The organism is Desulfofundulus sp. TPOSR (assembly GCF_011393055.1).
Lineage (GTDB): Bacteria > Bacillota > Desulfotomaculia > Desulfotomaculales > Desulfovirgulaceae > Desulfofundulus > Desulfofundulus kuznetsovii.
Genome location: NZ_JAAOEF010000001.1, coordinates 1,415,558 through 1,436,297, shown reverse-complemented (window position 1 = coordinate 1,436,297; position 20,740 = coordinate 1,415,558). Strand labels below are relative to the sequence as shown.

At 57.1% G+C, this 20,740-nt stretch carries 20 protein-coding genes and 1 pseudogene; 3 read left to right on the top strand and 18 right to left on the bottom strand.

Annotation, left to right across the window (positions count from 1 at the left end; genetic code table 11):
• Positions 1-2: 2 nt before the first annotated feature.
• The 9 genes from G7K71_RS07105 to rpsF form a co-directional block, all read right to left on the bottom strand.
• A complete protein-coding gene (locus G7K71_RS07105; RefSeq protein ID WP_166344547.1) occupies positions 3-1,400 on the bottom strand; it encodes an NAD(P)/FAD-dependent oxidoreductase in 1,398 nt (465 codons plus the stop codon).
• Between the two features lie 396 nt (positions 1,401-1,796).
• The gene (gene dnaB / locus G7K71_RS07100; protein ID WP_166344545.1) at positions 1,797-3,137 is read right to left on the bottom strand and encodes a replicative DNA helicase; all 1,341 of its coding nucleotides are present in this window, start codon (positions 3,135-3,137) and stop codon (positions 1,797-1,799) included.
• A gap of 112 nt (positions 3,138-3,249) precedes the next feature.
• Positions 3,250-5,163, bottom strand: coding sequence for a Lon family ATP-dependent protease (gene lonC, locus G7K71_RS07095; RefSeq protein WP_166344543.1), 1,914 nt, complete (start codon positions 5,161-5,163; stop codon positions 3,250-3,252).
• A 355-nt stretch (positions 5,164-5,518) separates the two neighbouring features.
• Positions 5,519-5,968: a 50S ribosomal protein L9 gene (gene rplI / locus G7K71_RS07090; RefSeq protein WP_166344541.1), complete on the bottom strand. Its 450-nt coding sequence runs from the start codon at positions 5,966-5,968 to the stop codon at positions 5,519-5,521.
• On the bottom strand, positions 5,965-6,948 hold the full coding sequence (locus tag G7K71_RS07085; protein ID WP_166344539.1) for a YybS family protein: 984 nt from the start codon (positions 6,946-6,948) through the stop codon (positions 5,965-5,967). Before G7K71_RS07085 ends, rplI begins: the two co-directional genes overlap by 4 nt.
• A gap of 4 nt (positions 6,949-6,952) precedes the next feature.
• Positions 6,953-7,276 carry a MazG-like family protein gene (locus tag G7K71_RS07080; RefSeq protein ID WP_013824527.1) on the bottom strand — a complete coding sequence of 108 codons (324 nt, stop codon included), beginning with the start codon at positions 7,274-7,276 and terminating at the stop codon, positions 6,953-6,955.
• Between the two features lie 215 nt (positions 7,277-7,491).
• Entirely contained in the window at positions 7,492-7,725 is a 234-nt protein-coding gene (gene rpsR, locus G7K71_RS07075; RefSeq protein WP_013824528.1) for a 30S ribosomal protein S18, read from the bottom strand.
• A gap of 103 nt (positions 7,726-7,828) precedes the next feature.
• Positions 7,829-8,248 carry a single-stranded DNA-binding protein gene (locus G7K71_RS07070; RefSeq protein ID WP_013824529.1) on the bottom strand — a complete coding sequence of 140 codons (420 nt, stop codon included), beginning with the start codon at positions 8,246-8,248 and terminating at the stop codon, positions 7,829-7,831.
• Positions 8,249-8,332: 84 nt separating this feature from the next.
• On the bottom strand, positions 8,333-8,620 hold the full coding sequence (gene rpsF, locus G7K71_RS07065; RefSeq protein WP_166344537.1) for a 30S ribosomal protein S6: 288 nt from the start codon (positions 8,618-8,620) through the stop codon (positions 8,333-8,335).
• A 487-nt stretch (positions 8,621-9,107) separates the two neighbouring features.
• On the opposite strand from rpsF, the gene G7K71_RS07060 reads away from it, so the two are divergent.
• Genes G7K71_RS07060 through G7K71_RS07050 form a run of 3 tightly spaced genes read left to right on the top strand, consistent with a single transcriptional unit; the run spans position 9,108 to position 11,965 of the window.
• Positions 9,108-10,010, top strand: a complete 903-nt coding sequence (locus tag G7K71_RS07060; protein WP_166342965.1) for a DUF1670 domain-containing protein — start codon at positions 9,108-9,110, stop codon at positions 10,008-10,010.
• A 45-nt stretch (positions 10,011-10,055) separates the two neighbouring features.
• Positions 10,056-10,667: a DUF1670 domain-containing protein gene (locus G7K71_RS07055; RefSeq protein ID WP_166342966.1), complete on the top strand. Its 612-nt coding sequence runs from the start codon at positions 10,056-10,058 to the stop codon at positions 10,665-10,667.
• Between the two features lie 17 nt (positions 10,668-10,684).
• Positions 10,685-11,965, top strand: coding sequence for a DUF1670 domain-containing protein (locus G7K71_RS07050; protein WP_166344535.1), 1,281 nt, complete (start codon positions 10,685-10,687; stop codon positions 11,963-11,965).
• Positions 11,966-12,011: 46 nt separating this feature from the next.
• Here G7K71_RS07050 and G7K71_RS20030 read toward each other — a convergent pair whose 3' ends face one another.
• From G7K71_RS20030 to G7K71_RS07005, 9 genes and pseudogenes are all read right to left on the bottom strand, one after another.
• Positions 12,012-12,632 (bottom strand): group II intron maturase-specific domain-containing protein, encoded by a 621-nt coding sequence (locus tag G7K71_RS20030; RefSeq protein ID WP_395858255.1) that lies wholly within the window; start codon positions 12,630-12,632, stop codon positions 12,012-12,014.
• A 52-nt stretch (positions 12,633-12,684) separates the two neighbouring features.
• Positions 12,685-13,932, bottom strand: a complete 1,248-nt coding sequence (gene ltrA / locus G7K71_RS07040; RefSeq protein WP_166344533.1) for a group II intron reverse transcriptase/maturase — start codon at positions 13,930-13,932, stop codon at positions 12,685-12,687.
• A 536-nt stretch (positions 13,933-14,468) separates the two neighbouring features.
• Positions 14,469-15,134: pseudogene (gene ltrA / locus G7K71_RS07035) on the bottom strand (group II intron reverse transcriptase/maturase); the annotation flags it as partial.
• A gap of 739 nt (positions 15,135-15,873) precedes the next feature.
• A complete protein-coding gene (locus G7K71_RS07030) occupies positions 15,874-16,071 on the bottom strand; it encodes a hypothetical protein (RefSeq protein ID WP_166344531.1) in 198 nt (65 codons plus the stop codon).
• 288 nt (positions 16,072-16,359) lie between these two features.
• On the bottom strand, positions 16,360-16,569 hold the full coding sequence (locus tag G7K71_RS07025) for a DUF951 domain-containing protein (protein ID WP_166344529.1): 210 nt from the start codon (positions 16,567-16,569) through the stop codon (positions 16,360-16,362).
• Positions 16,547-17,440 (bottom strand): mechanosensitive ion channel family protein, encoded by an 894-nt coding sequence (locus G7K71_RS07020; RefSeq protein ID WP_279286279.1) that lies wholly within the window; start codon positions 17,438-17,440, stop codon positions 16,547-16,549. Before G7K71_RS07020 ends, G7K71_RS07025 begins: the two co-directional genes overlap by 23 nt.
• 18 nt (positions 17,441-17,458) lie before the next feature.
• Positions 17,459-18,853: an aminopeptidase gene (locus G7K71_RS07015; RefSeq protein WP_166344527.1), complete on the bottom strand. Its 1,395-nt coding sequence runs from the start codon at positions 18,851-18,853 to the stop codon at positions 17,459-17,461.
• 68 nt (positions 18,854-18,921) lie between these two features.
• Positions 18,922-19,536, bottom strand: coding sequence for a CvpA family protein (locus tag G7K71_RS07010; RefSeq protein WP_166344525.1), 615 nt, complete (start codon positions 19,534-19,536; stop codon positions 18,922-18,924).
• Positions 19,537-19,613: 77 nt separating this feature from the next.
• Positions 19,614-20,693: a hypothetical protein gene (locus G7K71_RS07005; RefSeq protein ID WP_313884901.1), complete on the bottom strand. Its 1,080-nt coding sequence runs from the start codon at positions 20,691-20,693 to the stop codon at positions 19,614-19,616.
• Between the last annotated feature and the right edge of the window lie 47 nt (positions 20,694-20,740).

Below are 20,740 nucleotides of genomic sequence, written 5' to 3'. Positions count from 1 at the left end.
CTCTATTTATCCCCCCACTTTTTCAGGATCTCCCGCGCCGCCACAATCCCGGACACCGACGCCTGGGCCAGACCCCTGGTTACTCCCGCCCCGTCTCCGGCGGCAAAGAGATTTTGCACCTGGGTTTCCAGGCCCCGGGTCAGGGCCAGGCGGGAAGAATAAAATTTCACTTCCACCCCGTAAAGGAGGGTGTAACGGGAATAGATTCCCGGCGCGACTTCGTCCATGGCTTTCAACATTTCCACAATGGCCACCAGATGCCGGTAAGGGAAAACCAGGCTCAGATCTCCCGGCGTGGCCTTGGTCAGGGTGGGAACGGTGAGGCACTTGCGCATCCTTTCTTCCGTGCTCCGCCTCCCGGCCAGGAGGTCGCCCAGCCGCTGGACGATAACCCCGCCGCCCAGCAGGTTGGCCAGGCTGGCAATATACTTGCCGTAGGCAATGGGCTCTTTAAAGGGCTCGGTGAAGGTTTTGCTGACCAGAACCGCAAAGTTGGTATTGCCGGTTTTACGGTAGGCATGGGTGTGGCCGTTGACGGTAACCAGGCCGTCGTTATTCTCCATGACCACCTCACCGTAGGGGTTCATACAAAAGGTGCGCACTTTATCGTCAAAGGCCCGGGAATAATAGATAAACTTGGCTTCATAGAAGACCCGGGTCAGGGGTTCCATCACCGGCGCCGGCACTTCCACCCGCACGCCGATATCCACCGGGTTGACCACCGTGGTCAGTCCCAGCATCTGGGCCTGCCTGGCCAGCCACTCGGCCCCTTCCCGGCCGGGGGCCAGAACCACATGGCGGCCGTAAATGATTTCTCCCCCGGTGGTAATTATGCCCCGTACTTGATTATTTTCTGCCAGGATGGACTCCACCGGGCAGGAGGTGCGGATTTCCACCCCCGCGGCCAGCAGATATTGTTTCATGCGGGCCAGAATTTCCTGGCACCGGCCTGTACCCAGGTGGCGAATGGCCACGGGGATCAGCTTGAGTTCCGCCTGGGCGGCCCGGTGCTGGAACTCCTCGATGGCTTCCGCATGCTCCAGGCCGTAGACCATTTCCGGCGCCCCAAATTCCCGGTAGATTCTATCCACATAGTCAATCAGCTCGCCAAGAGCTTCTTCCCCGATATACTGCTCCAGGCTGCCCCCAATTTCAGTGGACAGGGTCAGCTTGCCGTCGCTGAAGGCTCCGGCGCCACCCCAGCCGCAGATGGTGGAGCAGGGGTTGCAGTGAAAACAGGCGTTATTCTTTTCTCTGGAGGGACATTTGCGCTCTTCCAAATCCCGCCCTTTTTCCAGCATAAGGATTTTTAAGCCGCCTTTTTGCCTGACCAGCTCCAGGGCAGTAAAAATGCCGGCGGGACCTGCACCGACAATTATCACATCGTAAACCTGTTCCATTTTCATCCCTCCTTGAGCAAACCCCGGGACATGTTCGTTTTTTCACCACTCAGAGCATAAAAAGAACCCAAATGCCCGGGTCACCATGCCAAACATGTTGATTCTAGCAAAGTGGCAGGGGTATGTCAAGAGAAACTCTCCTTTTCCTTAATCAAACAGAACCGCCAGAAGCCCCGGTGCTTATCCGCCACTATTTTATCATAAAATAATTTCAAAAAGAAATGCCAGCGCCCGGGATACACGCATCTCCCGGCACTGGACCGCACCCAGTTCACGGAAGTGACGCAGTTGTGTGTATTTCCGCAAAACGACAGTTCCCCGGTTGTCACCAGCGAAGATGACAGGGACCTGGGTAAAGGGAACCGCCAAAAACCCTTTTACAACTGGAATACCTTGCTACTCAGGCCCTCCCGGTACTTCCTCTTTGGCCAGGTTCATGAACCTGGTGAATTCCTTCAGGAAAGCCAGTTCCACCAGCCCGGTGGGGCCGTTTCTCTGTTTGGCCACAATAATTTCCGCTATGCCCCGCTTTTCCGTATCGGGCCGGTAGTACTCATCCCGGTAAATAAACATAACCACATCCGCATCCTGCTCGAGAGATCCACTTTCCCGCAAATCGGACATGATCGGCCTCTTGTCCTGCCGCTGCTCCACCGACCGGCTGAGCTGGGCCAAGGCCAGTACGGGTACGTTCAGGTCCTTGGCCACCCCTTTCAAGGAGCGGGAGATTTCCGCGATCTCCTGCTGGCGGTTTTCCGCCCGGCGGCTGCCCTGCATCAACTGCAGGTAATCAACCAGGATCAGCCCCAGGCCCTTTTCTGCCTGCAGCCGGCGGGCTTTGGCCCGCAGCTGGCGGGGTGAAAGAATGGCCGTGTCGTCTATGTACAGGGGGGCTTTGGCCAGGCGGGCCGCCGCCTTGGTAAGGCGTGCCCAGTCCTCCGTGGACAAATAGCCGCTGCGCACCTTTTGCTGGTCCACCATGGCCTCGGCACAAAGCATCCGCTGCACCAGCTGGGCCCGGGACATCTCCAGGCTAAATACAGCCACCGGCACCTGGTGCTGCAGGGCCACCTGGTGGGCGATGGTAAGGCCCAGGCTGGTTTTGCCCATGGCCGGCCGCCCGGCAATAATAATCAGGTCCCCGGGCTGGAAGCCGCAGAGCAGCCGGTCCAGATCTGCAAAACCGCTGGCAATGCCGCTAACCGTCCCCTTGTTGCGATAGCGCTCTTCTATGTACTCGAAAATCTGCTGCAATATTTCTTTGATGGAAACAAACAGGCCGGTGGAACGGCGGGCCGCCAGTTCCAGGATCATTCTTTCAGCCTCGTCCATGAGCCGTTCTACATCTTCGCTGCCCTCATAGCCCAGACCCGCGATCCTCTCGGCCACTTCTATCAACTGGCGCAGGATGGCCTTTTCCTCGACAATGCGGGCATAATACTCAACATTGGCCGCGGTGGGCACGACGTTGACCAGGGAGGCCACATAGGTAACCCCGCCGATGAGTTCCAGGAGCTTTTTCTCCTGCAGGTAGTTGGTCACGGTAAGCAGGTCCACCGGCTCGCCCGCTTCATCCAGGGCGAGAATGGCCTCATATATTTTCCGGTGAGCCTCCAGGTAAAAATCTTCGGGCCTGAGCAACCGGGCCACCCGGGGTATGGCTTCCCGGTCCAGAAACAGTGCCCCCAGCACCGATTGTTCCGCATCTATGTTTTGCGGCGGTCTTTTTTCACTCACAGTTCTTCACCTGTCCGCTCGATAAGCAAATTAAAAAGACGTTGGGGAAATTACCTGGGCGGCAGTCTTTTAAGCCGCTCCTTTGATGTCTACTGCCGCCCTTGTCAACTGGCTATCTGGTGAAAATATGCTCCAGCATTTCCTCCACCGTGGCCACGGGAATGACTTCTACCCCCTGCAGGCCGGCCGGGACGTCGCTTGTGTTTTCCGCGGGGATGATCACCCGGCGCATGCCCGCCTGGCGGGCACCGTAAATTTTTTCCACGATGCCGCCCACGCCCCTAATGCGCCCCTGAATGGATAGCTCCCCGGTAATGGCCACGTCCTGGGGAATGGGCCTTTCCTGGATGGCGCTTAAAATGGCCAGGAAGATGGCCGCCCCGGCCGAGGGGCCGTCAATGCGCCCTCCCCCGATCACGTTAATGTGCACGTCGTAGCTGGCCAGGTCCTCGCCGGTAATTTTGCGCATCACTGAAGCGGCGTTGAAAACGGAGTCCCGGGCCATGCTGCCCGCTGTATCGTTAAAGCGGATGGTACCCTGACCCTGGTTGCGGGCCGGGAAGGCCACCGCTTCGATTTCCAGTACGGAGCCCACAAAGCCCACTACCCCCAGGCCGAAAACCTTGCCTACCTCCATCTCCGGGGAGGCCTTGCGCAGGACGTATGGGCTCAGGCGGCTGGCCTGAATTACCTCATGGACATCCTGCAAGGTAATGCCTTCTTCCCCCACTTCTCCCCCGCCCCGGTAGCAGGCCAGGCCGTAGGCGTCGGCCAGGATACCGATGGCCTTTCGCCCCTCAATGGTGTACTGGCTGATCACCCCGGGAACCTGCTCGTCCATCCGCACCCCCAGTTTTTCCGCCGCCTGCCTGATGATGCGCTCGATGTCCTGCGGCGTCAGGGGTTCAAAATAAACCTCCGCACAGCGGGAGCGGATGGCCGGGTTAATTTCCTCCGGTTCCCGGGTGGTGGCCCCGATTAAAATGAAATCAGCCGGCGCCCCTTCCTCAAAAAGCTTGCGCACATAGCGGGGAACCGCGGGATCATGGGGATCGTAATAGGGGGAGTCAAAAAAGACTCTTTTATCCTCCAGCACCTTCAGCAGCTTGGTCTGCAGCACGGGGTCCATTTCGCCAATTTCATCAATGAAAAGGACACCCCCGTGGGCCTCAGTAACCAGGCCCAGCTTGGGCTCGGGCACGCCGCTGTCGGCTAAATCCCGCCGCGCACCCTGGTAAATGGGGTCGTGGACCGAACCTAAAAGAGGGTTGGTTACCTCCCGGGGATCCCACCGCAGGGCGGTGCCGTTTACCTCCACAAAAGGAGCATCCTTGGCAAAGGGGGAGCCGGTGATGTTCTTGGCCGCTTCCAGAGCCAGCCGGGCAGCGGTAGTTTTACCCACCCCGGGCGGCCCATACAAAATAATGTGCTGGGGAAAGGGGGAGGCCAGTTTGGCCAGCAGCGCCTTCACGGCTCTTTCCTGGCCCACCAGTTCTGAAAAATTCCCCGGGCGTAGCACTTCCATGGCCGAGCGGGCCAGTTTCTTTTGCTCCAGCTTTTCCAGAACAGCCAGTTTCTTCAAGGTCTGGGCATTTTCCGGGCCGGTATTTTCCTTGAGCACCTGCATTTTAATTTCTTTTACATACTCTTCGTGCCGTTGCTGCAACTTTTCACTGACTTTTTTCTCCAGTTCATCTTCCACCGTACGCCGGGCCAGGATATCGGCAATCTCCTCTTCGATCTGCTCCAAAATGGCCGGAACCTCCTCAATGTCGGGCACGGCATCCAGGGTGGGATCTTCAAACACCAGCTTCTGAAGGGCCAGAACCCTGTCTTCCAGGTGCTCAGATCGCATTAAATGCAGAACATTCAGTTTCCCGGCCCGCAAAACCAGTTTATCCGAACCATAGATGTTGGCCACCAGGCCATAGAGGGCGTTTACCTGGCGGCGAAGTTGTTCCACTCCCTTGAGCTTGGTACCGGGTTCTTCCCTGCTGCCTTTGAATTTATGCAAAAAAACTTTCATTGCCCCGGTTACTCCTTTCTACGTGCCTTGCTGCATTATTCGTAAATATTCAGTGAACCCGGTTGGATGCGGCGCTGTCCCCGCTCACTCCAGTGCTCCGCGTAAGATGCGCACCGCGGTTCGCTTCGGGCCGGCTCTGGCTCTCTGCGGATTACCATCGACACTATTACCTCCCGACCATATTAAACTGCCCGATGTGTCACCTACAGGTGTTCTTCCATTTGCTTTCGTTTGGCGTCCTCGAGAGCCGAGCCGGCAGCCTCGCATCACCGGGTGCTGTTACCGGCGCTTCGCAGGTCGTTCGCTCCGGACAGCGCCGCATCCTCCTCATAACGGTTTTACTGAATATTTACCATTACTCTGCGGGAACTACTGCTACCTTGACCTGTGCCTGTACGTTGGGGTGAAGTTTAACCACCAGGGTTTGCTCACCCAGCTGTTTGATGGGTTCCTTGAGCAGGATCTTTTTCTTGTCTACGGCAATCTGGTGCTGCCGTTCCAGGGCCTCGGCGATGTCCTTGCTGCTTACCGCGCCAAACAACCGGCCGCCCTCGCCGACCTTCGCCTTTACCTGTACGGTGAGCCCATCCAACCGAGCGGCCAGGTCCCTGGCCCGTGCCTCGGCCTCTTCCCGCTTCTTCGCCTCCACAGCCTTCTGCTGCGCCAGCTCCTTCATTCTCCCCGGAGAGGCCTCCACCGCAAGACGTCGGGGTATGAGAAAATTTCTGGCGTAGCCGTCGCTCACATTCACAACGGTACCCTTGGTACCGAGATTCTTCACATCTTCCAGTAAAATTACCTTCACTTATCATCGCCTCCCTTTTCGCGGTGATGCGCTGAGTGCCTGATATTTACAAGGGAATCCAGTAGACCCAGGGTAATCAGCATGAGGACTGCAAAGGGCCAGTACAGCAGCAGGGCCACGGCCAGCAGGATTTTTACCGTCCTGGAGAGCTGCCAGCGGGCAAAATAAAAGCTGACCACAGCCAACCCCAGGACCAGGTAAAGAAAGGCCCCGGTGTATAAAAGGTTCTTTCCAATAGCGGAAAAAAATTGCTTCTCCAGGGCATCACCCCCCATGAAAAAGGCCAGCCCCAGGATCAGGATCCACACAAGGTACCAGGGAAATTGCCATTGCCTGAAAGGAGGCAGGGGCGTGACCACGTATCCCAAGCGCCGGAAAACCACCTGCCCCAGGTAATAGGTGATGAAGGTGGAAACCAGTGACCAGATGACCAGGTTGGCCGGCAGCAAAAGAGCGGCCAGCTGCATCATTTCCTGGAGCAGGCGGCGCAGCTCCTCTTCCATCCCCGGCTCGATAAAGCCATGCTGGCGGTACCACTCGAGGAGATGTTCTGCGCCCTGGTGCATCTGGGGCCCGACGGCCAGGGGATTGATGCCGGTAATCCAAAAGCCCAGAACCAGGGTCACCAGGGTCAGCCCGGCCGCAACCACGGCGGCTGCCGCTACCGCAAGGCCAGCCCGCACATGGTTTTTAAAAAGCAGCCCCAATAAAAGGCCCAGCGGGCCCAGCTGGATGACCAGCATCAGCACGGTAACCGGCCGCCCGTAAAGCACGAATAAAAGCGCCGCTGCCACCATCAGGGCTACGGCACCGGTTTTGAGATCATGCCTCCGCACAAGCACGGCCAGGGGCAAGGGGGTGATGAGGTTGCTCAAAAGAAACAGCGGTGGCATAAAGAGACCGAGAAGGGCGATGACCACTGTCAGGCCGGCAAAAAACGCCCCCTCCACCAGGGCATCATGGCGCAACCGGGAACCCAAGGGATCACCTCTTTTTTTCCACCAGGTGGGCCAGCAGGGCGGATAGATCTCCGTACCACCGTTCCATTTCGTGTCCCTCTTCGATACCCTGGCGCAGTTTGGACTCCAGCTTGAGATCCATCCGGGTAAAGCTAATCCCCAGCCGGCGCCCCAGTACGTAACAGGTAATAATAATGCTGCTAAAGGCATCCATGAGCCGTTCTTCATTACCCCGCAGCATGGCTTTAAACAGAGCAGAGAGGGAAGCCAGCAAATCTGCCTTCAACCACTCAATTACCCGTATGTTTTTGGCGATATCCGTATCCTGATGGTGATGGGGTCCGAACATGGACTGCCCCCCTTCGCGTGATCCTGAACATATTTCGCGAAGCGGCCCTGGTTTTCCTGCCCCCTTCAATCACCCCGGGCCTGTTATTTGATGGCCCCGCTGGCAGGGAATTTTAAAGGTAGGGACCTTTTGATAACCGAGCAATCCAAACCTCGACGGCAGGGCTTAAGATGGTGCAAAAAATTAAGGGGAACCGGCAAGTTCCCCTTCGTGTTTTACTCGGCTGTAAAAGGCAGGAGGGCTATGTTCCGCGCCCTTTTAATGGCCACGGTCAGCATCCGCTGGTGCCGGGCGCAGTTCCCGGATATGCGCCGGGGTAAAATCTTACCCCGCTCGGTAATGTATTTTTTCAGCCGGGGTACGTCTTTATAATCGATAATGTCTATTTTATCTACACAGAAGTTGCAGATTCGTTTCTTGCCCCGGCGTCCCCTTTCCCTTTTGGCCAATTGAGTCACCCCTTACCGCATGGCAAAATATTGACTCCCAAACTCGGGGCGGCGGCCGTCCATCCTTAAGGAAACAGCCACTCCCCAGGGGTCCAAGTAGTAGCTAGAAGGGTATATCGTCCTCGCTGAAATTAACCTCACTGTATCCGCTCTCAGCCAAACCAAAATCATGGCCCCCGGCGCCCGCAGCGGCCTGACCCTCCCGGGGCCGGTCCAGGAAGCGCACCTGATCGGCCACTACTTCGGCCGCCTTGCGCCGTATCCCCTGGCTGTCATCGTAGGAGCGGATCTGCAGGCGGCCTTCTACGGCCACCAACCGACCTTTACCCAGGTACTGCGCACAAACTTCCGCCTGCTTCTGCCAGACCACGATGTCAATAAAATCAGCCTCCCGCTCCCCCTGCCGGTTGGCAAAGGGACGGTCCACCGCTATGGTAAATCTGGCCACCGCCACACCGTTGGGCGTGTACCGCAGTTCGGGTTCCTTAACCAGGCGCCCGATTAGAATGATCTTATTGAGCATCTTTCCACCGCCTCGGGTTTAATCTCTCCCCGGCAGGGCAGGCCGGTTTTCATAACCGGTCGGTTGTCGGGAGATTTTTTCTTTTTAAGCCGCCTGGCGCACAATGATGTGACGCAGCACGTCTTCCGTGATCTTCAGCACCCGGTCCAGCTCCTGGGCCACTTCCGGAGCGGCATTGAAATGCATGATCATGTACAGGCCTTCCCGGGTATGGGCAATTTCGTAGGCCAGGCGACGCTTGCCCCATTTCTCCAGCTTGGTGACTTCCCCGCCGTGGTTTTCCACGAGGGACTTGAACTTTTCCGCCACCTCGCCGGCCCTTTCCTCATCGAGATCCGGGCGCAGAATGAAAACACATTCATAGCTGCGCACTGAATACACCTCCTCCCTGTGGACTGCCGGCCCTACCCTCCTGGGGTAGAGCAGGGCGGATTACGCCAAAAATTTGACTTGAAAATTATAGCATAATAATGCCTAAATAGCAACAACCTGCAGCTATTGGGTCGGTGTCAAGATCCAGTAGGTATCTCCACAAAAATTTTTCCTTATGAGACCTCACCGCTCAAAACACTAGCCTGATCTTCATTTAAGGTGCTTTTTTGCACTCGCCAATTAATTTAACAAGGCCCTGACGAAAAGAAGGACTGCCCCCACGATGTGACACAACCAAGTATTTCATGTTATCCGTCTGTGCGATTAATCGAGTAGGAGGGGGCGGCTAGCCCCCGTCCTCTCACACCACCGCCATCAACCCAGATAGCCCGAATTGAGCCCAGAAAGCGTTTACAGAATATAGACTTCTTGAACCGTCCCCGGTATACTAGGCTTGTGTCCAGTTTACAGAGGGGGCGGTTCTCTCATGGGTCGAGCCAAATTCTTCCGGCAGAAACTCATCAGCCATGTAGACTCCGTGGCCGTTAAGACCGTGTATTCCTGGCTGCTCCACCAGACGCGGGAACGCTTTGGGGTAGCGGCTGGCGAAGCAGGGCTTGTAGCCCAGAAGGGGTACCTGCTCTTAACGCGCTCGCTGGTCAAGCGCTCCGAGGAACAGATCGTGTTCCCCGCACTGGCTGGGCGAGAAGTACACCGAAAGCGATCGGCCCAGGAACTCCCCCGGCGGGAGGTGGTACTCACACCCTGGAGTCACGACGACTTGGAGGTATACCGCGAATTCGGCCTGAAGGCACTGCAGAACGCCCGTCTGGCCCGGCTCATCGAGGAGGCTTACTGGCAAGATGCATCCCTGTCCACGAGCATGCTGTGTTTCCTCACCAATATTACGGCGAAGTCCATCCGGGAACGGCTTATTTCCCTATGGGAGGAGGGCATCCGGCTGCCGGTAGCGGGGGTGGCCAAGAAGTACCGCCAAGGTCGGGTGTTCCGCGCCACGGCCGCTATGGAGCAGTTCTTTGCCGGTGTAAAACCTGCTACAGTCCGTGAGCGGCTCTGGTTAAGCCCCACCACCTGGCAGCAGTATCAGATGGATTACCTACACGTAGCCCAACTGACCAGGGCCGGGCTGGACGCCAGCACCATTGGCCGGCAGCTTGGCCTTCATCCAGATCTGGTCATTGAGTTCCAGGAACTCGAACAGCGGACTGGTGGCGCTACCCAGCTGGCCGATTCGCTACCCGGGCGACTCCTTAACGGCTGCCCTCTTCCCCTGGCGGTTGATGATGCTCGCAACTTGTTTCTGGCCGAGTTGCAATCGCAACACGGCTTCTCACCGGCCAAGGCCCACAGCTACTTAGCCCTACTGTAGGAACTGGCTGCGGAGAATCTGGCGCAGGAGCGCCCCCCGGAAGTCGTGGTATACTACGCAGTGGCAGACCATGAGCCGCCTGGAAAGGCGCTCAGTGAGTGTGAACTCGTACCTGTCCAAGTATCCTACTACAGCGAGGGAGACCTCGAGATAGCCACCCTGGACGCCTCCTCGAAATTGAAGTGGGAACGAATGCTGCGCTATACCACTCAGGCCAGGGTCCAAGGCGGGCTTCTCACTCAACCGGACCTCGCCTTTCTCCTAGGCGTCCACCCCGGGGTGATCCAGCGTCTTATGAAAGAGCACGATCGAATCATCTTGCCTACTCGGGGAAACATTGCCGACATGGGGCCCGGTCAAACTCATGCGGCCAAGATCATCGAGTTATACCTCCTGGGCTACACCGAGACGGAAATTGTACGACGGACCGGCCATAGCTATTCTAGTATTGAGAACTACTTGCTTACCTTCGCCAAGGTAGTGGGACTGCTGGAGCGCGGCATGCCGCTGCCTCTCATTCGCAAGACCATCGGCTGCTCCATGAAGCTGGTGGAGAAACACGCCTCCCTCTACCGCAAGTACAACACGCCTGACTACCAGTTCATGCTCATGCAACTTAGCCGCCTGTTCGAGAGCCAAAACCTCAAAAAGGGGTAATAAAGGGGGCGGAATATTTGGAAAAGTCGCGGAAGGGTCCACGAATTTACAAAACCCTTCTGGACAAGGATTTGGTCACCGCGCAGAAACTGGAAGTCGCTCTTCGCTTTGACCTGGCCAATGAGTCCTGGCTTGCCGAGACCCTTGTAGAACGCTTCAATGCGGCCATGGACGCTTTCGAGACCGAGCACGGGGTCCAACGGGTCAAACCCGGTGAATTGCTCGTTGAGTACCGCGGTCGGCAGGTTGCTCTCCCATTGCTGAAACCGGAATGGGCCAAACACTTAGCCGAGGATCGGGCGTTTATCCGCCATAAGACCCGGGTCGAACAAGCGACGCTGGATGTATTGAGGCAGGTGGACCCGCAGAGTGGCCTGGAAGACGTGTGGCGGCTCGTCAATCCCCGAGCTCTCCTGCCAAGGTGGGAGCCAGGTGGCTGCAAACGAATGCGTATGCCAGACAGCGCCCGGCTCATCGACCCCCGCCAGATTCGAGTCAGGCCGATTCACCGCCCCAATCCTGGTGAGGTATCGGTCCCGTCCGCCGTGCGGAAACCGCTCCTGGAATTCCTCACTGGTGAAGCCGGAGTTGGAACCGCCCGGGCCAACGCTATGCTTGACTTTCTGGCGGCCCAGCGAGAGGCATATTGTCCCCTGCGTTCCGAGCTCAAACCCGGACAAGCCGTCTGGCTGGCCCTCAGCGCCAAGAAGCACAAACCTCCCGGCCTTCAGTTTGCCCGTCGCATCCTCGTCCCTGTTGTCCTCACATTGTCCACCCAAGAGGAGCGGACCCGTCCCATTCGGGACTTGAAGGCACTCAACGAGCTGCACATGGAGCAAGTGGCTCGGGTATGTACGGAAGCTTACCTGCAGGGAGCGCTACTCCCCCAGGTTGACTTACAGCTACTCTTCCTTCGCTCCTACTCGGTAGTTCAGATGCTGATGCAAAACTACATGCAGCTTAATCAAGTCATTCTCCCAACGCCGGGAACTATTCTTGACGCGGGCACAGCCATGACCCACAAGCATATTATTATCACTCTCTCCGTCCAGGGCCACTTGACCAGGGATATCGCCCGCCTGACCCACCACACTCCGGAAGCCGTAGATGCTTACCTCAAGGTGTTCCAGTCCGTACTGGTCCTCTATCTCTACGATCTGCCCGTAGATCTCATGGCCAGGGTAACCGGACACGGCCGTTACCTTATCCTTGAGCACCTCGAGATCGTCAAGGAGCACTTCCCAGACCGTAACGCCGTCAAAGGCTATCTGCGCAAGCAAGGACTCGAAATTTTGTGATTCGGGCCATCTAGACTATCGGACATGCGGGTCCGCGTCCGGCGGTTCACCAAGCTTGACGAAGATAAGCATAGCGTTCGGTTAAGCTCATCAGGCCCTGGGACTGCCAGTAGGCATTGCCCAGGGCTCTGTTCATTGGCCCGTGGGCCATCCGCCACGGCCCTCTGCGAGCGTTGGCGAATTCATGTACCACCCATTCAGGCAGTCCCAGTGCACGCAGCTCGCGGTACCTTGTCCGCACTCGCTTCCACTGCTTCCAGAGGCACATGCGCAGCCTCCTCCGCATCCAGCCTTCCAGGTTCTTGAAAATGCTGGGCGTTTCAGCCAGAGCAAAGTAGCCCATCCACCCGCCCAGGTAGGCGTTTAGCCGCTCTATGCGCTCAGCCATGCTTACGGGCTTATTCCGGGAGGTTATCTCCCGAATTTTCATCTTCACCCGTTTGATGGTTTGCGGTGCCAGGCGGATAAGGATTCGCCCTGCTTTGGCTTTGTACATGCTAAACCCCAGGAATTTCAGTTTCCACGGCCGGTCTACCGCGCTCTTCTGTTCGTTGATTTTGAGCTTCAACCGCTCCTGCAGAAACTTACGGATACTGACCATGACCCTTTGTCCCGCCCGCTTGCTTCTGACGTAAATGTTACGGTGAGTAGCCCCGAGGAGTTTCACCCCGAGGCCCTCTCAGAACCGGACGTGAACCTCTCGGCTCATCCGGCTCCCATCATCCAGCCGCAGGATAAATCCCCATTTGCCAGTGGACGAATAGTTTCGGGTCTCGCCTGGCAATCTTGCCGAGCCAATGCTCCGCTCGCCGCTTGTGTCTGGCGAATTTCCGGTACTTCCGTTGGACCCAGCGGACCAAGGCCCGGTTCATGTGCCTGAGTACGGAATACAGTTCCGATTTGTAAAAGCGCCCATAGTAGTTGACCCAGCCCCTGATGATTGGGTTGAACATTCGGGACAGGTCTTCAAGGGTTTTGTCCGGTTTTAGATGCATACGCCACCCCCGGATGGTCTGCCGCATGGCCTTTTTCGCCTTGTTGCTGACTGCCGGGGTGAAGTTGATGAAGTACTTTCCGTGCTTGTTCTTGGACCGCCGCGGCCGGAAGGTGTAGCCCAGAAAGTCGAACTTGGTTTCCGGGTAGTCGCCTCGCCGGTCGTCATCCTTGCAGTAAACGATGCGGGTCTTCTCCGGATGGAGTTCCAGGCCACATTCCGCAAGCCGCTTCTGCAAGCTTTCGCAGAGCTTTTCCGCCTCCTTCTTGCTGCGGCAGTGCGCCACAGCATCGTCGGCATAGCGGGCAAAAGGCTTGTCGGGGTGATTCCGGGCCATCCACACGTCAAATGCGTAGTGGAGAAACAGATTGGCCAGCACCGGGCTGATGACGCCTCCCTGCGGGGTACCTTTCGTCCGCTCCTTAATCGTGCCATCGGGCATCTGAAAAGGAGCCTTGAGCCACCTCTGGATGTAGAGGATGACCCATGGATTGTCAGTGTGTTTGCGGACCGCCTTCATCAACAGTTCGTGGTCAATGTTGTCAAATAGACCCTTGATGTCGAATTCCAGCACCCAGTCATACCGCCAGCAGCGCTTCCGCGTAACGGCAAGCGCGTCGGCGGCCGACTTTCCCGGCCGGTATCCGCAGGAATCCGGGTGAAAGTGGGGTTCCACGGTCGGCTCGAAATAGATTTTGACAACCATTTGTGCTACCCGGTCTGCCACAGTGGGCACTCCAAGTATACGTTTCCCCCCGTTTTTCTTTGGAATTTCCACTGCTTTGACAGGTGGGGGGAAATAGCTGCCGGAAGACATTCGGTTCCAGATCTTGTAGAGATTGTTCTTTAAGTTCGCCTCGAACGCTTCCAGGCTTTCGTCGTCTATTCCAGCCGCTCCTTTGTTCGCTTTTACTCGTTGGAACGCCTCCAGCACTACGTGCTTGGAGATTTCATACGGCTTTGTTTTGTCCATTGGCTCCTCCCTTGCGGTTGACCATTGTTCAAAACTGGATAACACAGCCCCTTCGCTCCACTCCCGTTACAGAGCTTCATTACTACTACGAGCTGTTCCGCCCCTGCCCTCCGCATCGGTACTTTCGTCCTTGCGGGTCCTCCGCTTGGAGTTTTTCCTTGGCATCGGGGGGCAGGTTCCCACGTTCTTAACCGCAGCCTGTACCACGTTCACGCCGCCTTCATGCCGGCCACCACCTGGACGGTAAACAGGTTTCCTCCAGATTCATCCCGGGTTAACGACTACCCCCCGGTTTTGATGGCGTCCCTACGCTTTCGACACTTCTACAGCGGTTCACGGGTGTTCGTCTCCGTTGGTACACACCTGACGAAGTCTTGCTTCGCCTTTTCCGTAACGCTCACCACCATGGCTTTTGACCACAGCAGCTTACGGTGGTTTGGAGCCTCCACCTGTATGGCGGCTCCGAGGGGCCTTCCCTCATCTGGCGGTTAAGCACAGCGTTCGGGCTCTTAGCTAGCCCTGCGCCTTCGTGGCGCACAGTCGTCAGCATAGCGGACAAACTTGTGAACCCTCTTCTCCAGTTCTTTGTCCAGGTCGTCCAGCAGAATGTTAGCCAGGAGCGGGCTTAAAGGTCCACCCTGCGGCGTCCCTTCCGCCGTTTCCATGACCACACCGTTTACCATGACGCCTGCGGTAAGATAGCGGCGGATAAGTATAAGTACCCTCTTATCCGTCACTTTTCGGGCCACCCGGGCCATGAGAATGTCGTGGTTTACCCGGTCAAAGAATTTCTCTATGTCCAGGTCCACGGCCCATTCGTATCCTTCTTCCACGTATTGACGCGCTTTCCTTACCGCGTCATGGGCTCTCCTTCCGGGCCGAAACCCGTAGCTGGCCTCTGAGAATTGCGGGTCGAAAATGGGCGTCAATACTTGCAGGAGCGCCTGCTGGATCAGGCGGTCCATTGCGGTAGGTATCCCTAATAGCCGTTTGCCTCCCCCGGGTTTCGGGATTTCGACCCGGCGCACGGGCATCGGTCTATAGGTACCTGTGAGCAGTTCCTCCCGGATGCGCGGCCATTCGGCACGGATTTGGTCCCGAAGCCGTTCGGTCGGGATGCCATCTACGCCTGGCGCGCCTCCGTTTCGCTCTACCCGCTTCAGGGCGGCCAGCATGTTCTCCCTGGCCACCACCTGCTCCATCAGGCCGCTTGTCTTTTCCCCGCGAGGTGCCGTCCCGCCTTGTGCCGGAGAAGGACTCGGCCCTCCCGCGGTCCCCCGTGGCTTCACCACTTCCTCCCGCGGGCAGGCCCCTTCCGGGGTTTTCTGCTGTCTTCGCCCTTCTCGCGAACGCATCGGTCTCACCTCTGACTTGATGTTCGGGCCTTCCCCTGGAGTTCATGACCCCCAGGGTACTATGCCCTCTGCTGACTCCTGCCGGTTCAGCCGTGCCTCCCGACACGGGTTACCAGCTTTGCCTGGCTTATCCGGCAGGCCTCTCTTCACCCCGCGCCCGCCCCATCTACTCTACCGTCCCTTGGCAGCCTGGGATTTCGCTGTGTAGTGCCAGCTCATCCGAACGGTCTAGCCTCTTATGGGGTTCTTGTTCATCGGGCCGTGGCTTTGCCGCCGGCGCACCGATCCGATTCCACCTCGCGATGGACACCCTTGCCTTTGGCTAGCAGACTCGTGCTGCCTCGCCTGCAGTGGACTTTCACCACCAAGTTAACGCCCATGCCGGGCGCACAAGAAAGAACCCCTGTCATAGGACAGGGGAAGGAGGAAAGGAAAGGAAAGGAAAGGAAAGGAAAGGAAAGGAAAGGAAAGAAGCCAAGCCTAATTAAATCTTTTGCTGCTCTATTCTACTGCCGGTAAGTTGGTGAAGCCCTGGAAAGCGAAAGCCGGATACGTATCAAATTCAGTTAATCAAACGACCTGGTCATTAGGCATTCGCTTCTTCCTTCTTGGTTATGTCGTTGTTTTTCAGTTCAGCAACCTGCTTAAGACTGTCGCATAACTGGTGGATATCGTCTTCGCCACAAATGATAATCACGATGGAGTCTTCGATTTTAATGCAGCAGTTACATTCTTTTTCTTTTTCTTTTCCCCCATCTTTTATGATATCTTTTCCCCAATCCATTTTGTTCCCCCCTTCCAAAAGTAACTTTGTAGACCTGTTATAATAATATGTGGTAAAATATAAAATGTTTACCTGATCAGGAATTTAAATTTTGTCAGGGGGGACAGCTTTAAATGCCAGGGCTACTTCGTCTTGGGAGTTTGTGCTCAGCATATATTTACCATTGTACCGTGCTTCTTCTTGCAGGGCTTTCTGATCGATGCCAACCATAGCATTCCTGTTGAGTAGAAGATGGCGGCGGTCCTCCTGAAGGAGCGACCGCCGCCGTGCCATGGACGTTGTGCAACATCATTTATCTGTCTGGTTATCGCTATCATTGGAGCGCACAATGGCCCGCACGCTTTTTTCAAATTTGGGCCGGGGAATCATGACCACCCGGCCGCAGGTTAAACACCTGATGCGAAAATCAATCCCGGTGCGCATCACTTCCCATTGGTCACCCCCGCAGGGATGGGGCTTGCGCGTTCTTACCACATCACCAACCTGATACCTGATCACTCCTTGCACCTCCGCTCATGCTCAGCACCACCCGCCTGGGATAAGGTATTTCGATGCCTTCCCGGTCAAAGGCTTCTTTGATCCGGCGCCGCAGCTCCCGCTCCACATACCATTGCTGCATGGGTTTGGTGTAGGCAATGATCCTGATCACCACATCCGATTGACCGAAATTTACCACCCCCAGCACGTGGGGGCCTTCGGCTATGATACCGGCCATGTCCCGGGCGGTCTGCTCGCAGACCTGTTGCAGCACAGCCGTAACGCGGTCCAGGTTTTCCTCGTAAGCAACGCCCACTTCCACCAGGGCCCGCATATTGCCCCGGCTGTGATTGGTTACCTGGGTAATCTGGCCGTTGGGGATGATGTGCAGTTCCCCACCGAAATCCCGCAGGCGGGTCACCCGCAGCCCCATCTCTTCCACCGTGCCGCTTACCCCGGATGCGGTAATGTAGTCGCCCACGGCAAACTGGTCCTCCAGCAAAAGAAAAAAGCCCGTAATCACGTCGCGGACAAGGTTTTGGGCACCAAAACCCACCGCCAGGCCCACCACGCCGGCCCCGGCCAGGATGGCTTCCACCCGCACCCCAAATAAGTTGAGGATGGTGACCATGACGATAAAGTAGATGGTGTAACGCAACCCGCTTTTCAGCAGGGTGCGCAGAGTCTGCGCCCGCCTGCCGTCAACCGGGCCGAGCTTGTTCCAGTTGTTGAAAAAACGTTCTACCGCCGCGTCGCCCAGGCGCATGACTATAAATGCCAGCACGAGGATGAGCAGAATCTTTATTCCCGTACCGAAAACTTTGCTCCAATCGACGGCCATCAGCTGGGCCACGGCCACCTGCATTAGCGCAGATTCCCGAATGCCTTCCATCAGCTCAACCCTCCGTCTCTAGCCCTCAAAGAAGGCCCGGTATCCCCGGTAAGCCATGTAAATGTCCACCTTGTGGGCCACCTCAAAGGGGGAATGCATACCCAAAAGGGGAACCCCGCAGTCCACCACATCCATGCCGTGTGCGGCCAGCAGATAGGCAATGGTACCGCCACCCCCTTGATCTACTTTTCCTAAAAGGCCGCTCTGCCAGGCCACGCCATGCCGGTTAAACAGGCGGCGTACCAGGCTCATAAACTCTGCGTGGGCGTCGCTGGCCCCCTTTTTACCCCCGGAGCCAGTGTACTTGGTCAAAACCACGCCGTGCCCCAACCGGGCGGCATTCAGTTTATCCATCACCTCGGGATAATTGGGGTCAAGCCCGGCATTCACATCGGCCGAAAGGGCCCGGGAGTTGGCCAGGATCCGCCGCAGAACCAGTTCATTGTACCGGGGAGCAATCCGGCCGGCCAGCTCGGCCATAAAATTGGTAAAAAAGGCCGAGTACATCCCGGTGTTGCCCACACTGCCAATTTCCTCTTTATCTACGAAAAGGGCCACCGCCGTCCGCGACGGGGCCGGCAAGTCCACTATGGCCTTCAAGGTGGTAAATACGCTCACCCGGTCATCCTGGCCGTAGGCCCCAATCATGCTTCCGTCCAGACCAACGTCCCGGGCCGGCCAGGCCGGCACGGCCTCAATTTCCGCGCTGATAAAATCTTCTTCCTGCAACCCGTATTCCCGTTTCAGGTAATCGAGCAAGGTCTGCTTAATTTTTTCCTTCGCTTCCCCGGTTGCTACCGGGAAACCGCCCACCAGAAGGCTCAATCCCTCACCGCTGATCCCTTCACCCATTTTTTTCTCCATCTGCTCCCTGGCCAGGTGTGGGAGCAGGTCGGCTATGGTGAAGACGGGGTCCGTTGCCCTTTCCCCGATGACCAGCTTAAGCACCTGCCCGTCTTCCTTTACCACCACCCCGTGCAGGGCCAGGGGAATGCCCACCCAGTGGTATTTTTTAATTCCTCCGTAATAGTGGGTTTTGAACAGGGCCAGGTCCGCCTCCTCGTAAAGCGGCCGGGGTTTTAAATCCAGGCGGGGGCTGTCCCCGTGGGCGGCCACAACGTTCACGCCCTTTTCCAGGGGTTCGCTGCCTATTACAGCCATGGCCATGCACTTGCCCCGCCAGGTGGCAAAGACCCGATCCCCCGGTTGCAGGGCGCTCCTTTGTTCCAGCGGAACAAATCCCTTATCCCCGGCGGTTGCAACTGCCAGGTCTATGGTTTCCCGTTCCGTCTTGGCCGCGGAGATGAACTGCCGGTACTCTTCCGCCAGTTTCATCACTGCCTCCTGCTCCGGGCCATTCAGCTTTGCCCAAACCGGCGTGGTGCCGGATTGATTCCCCATGTTCTGGGTCATTTTTTCACTCCCCTTATCATGTAATCCAGCCGAGGGTATTATTTCCCCGCTGACGGCAATTTTGCATTTCATGTGCCGTTTTTAGTGTAGCGACTTACGAGAACAGGGACGAGCTGTTGCAACGCCTCAACAACGGGATGCAGCAATTGGGTCAGGCGGGAACCCTCCACTGCCCGGGCAAGCCAGGGCATGGGCTCGCCGGGAAGCCAGGATCCGGCCGCATTCTTCACGGCAAAGAGCACGGCCAACAATATGGCCGCTGCCACTACCCCCCGGACAATGCCCAGGACCAGTCCGCCGGCGCGGTCCACGGGGCCGAGAAAGCTGAACCTGGCTGCCCCGGCCAGTAGTTGTCCCAGCCATCCGATCAAGCGGGCCACAACCAGCAGAATGACCACAAATGACAGTACTTCAAGCAGGCCCTGGGCCAGATACCGGTTCCATCCCTGCAGGGGCCCAGGAGCCAAACCAACGGCAGGGGAGGTAATCCAGGAATTAAGCCATTGCTCCAGGGGCCATTGCCGTCTGATATATGCCGCCAGGGGAGCTTGAAATTCCCTGGCCAGAACCAGGCCCACCAGCAGGCCGCACAGCCGGGCAAGGCCGGCCACCAGCCCGGTTTGCATACCCCGCCATGTGGACCAGCCAATTATCCATAGCAGGAATAAATCTAGCCAGTTCAATCAACCAGACCGCCCTTTCTTTGTTGCCTTTTCCCTTTTGAAGATCTCTTTTCTCGCATCAGTGGCCTGATTCCTTCCTATTTCCAATCCCTGAGGATCAACTTTAACCGGAAGGGCGTGATTAAGAGGCCGGCCATGATCACCAGGCCGGCGTAACCAAACAGCGGATAAAGTAATTGCACCAGCCGGGTAAAATCCATCCTGGCCAGGGGAAGGGAGATCAAAATAGTCCCCAGTCCCACCAGGCGGTAGGGCATGCCTCCGCCGGGAGCCAGGCGGCTGGCAAAACCATGGGCGTCCGCAATAGTAGTGGTTAAAATGGCCAGCCAGATCAACATCCCCAACCCGTGCCGCCAGCCTTCCCCCAGGCAGCCGGCAATGCATAAAAGCGGCACCTGGTAGCGAGTTATCTGGGGATAAAAAATCAGCCCCGCCAGGGTAACCAGGACAGCCGTGGTACCCAGGGCTATCCCTCCGGTAAATCCGCCCAAAGCCCCCGGCCTTTGTTCCACGCTGCGCCCCAGGGAAGACAATACAGTCAGCGGTACGACCATGTTGTAGGAAACGTAAAGCACGCTGGACCAGAGCCAGTGCCGGTCCGTGCCTGTCAGTGGCTGGCCTGCCTGCGTAATTTCGGGCCACCCGCCGTGGTGAATGACGGCCAGGAGGCAAACCAGGGCGATAATGCATACTTTTACCGGCACCAGGATCATGTTGGATAAGAGTACCCCTTCCAGCCCGCCTAAAATGACCAGAGACGTGATCAGCCCGGCCAGCAGTGTTCCCGCTTCCGTAGGCAGACCGAATTGTTCATGGAATAAGGCACCGCTGCCCGCCAGCATTACGACCAGTCCTCCCGGCAGCATGGCCAGGCTCAGCCAGTCCACCAACCGGGCCAGCCTGTGACCCATCAAGAGCGGGAGCAGTTCTACATAGCTGCTGCATCTGACTGCCGTAGTGAAGGCCATTAATAAAAACCCCAGTACGCCAAAGAGCAGCGTGGCCATGGTGACGCCCCAGAGCCCTTTTTCTCCAAAAATAATAAAGAACTGCATGATCTCCTGGCCGGAGGCGAACCCGGCTCCAATCACCGTGCCGACATAAAGGGCGCTAACCTGAAACCATTGCCGGAACCAACCGCTACCAGGCAAGTCCACCACCCCCTTTTTCATTCCTATGCAGCGGGGGTGACAGGTTGACCAAA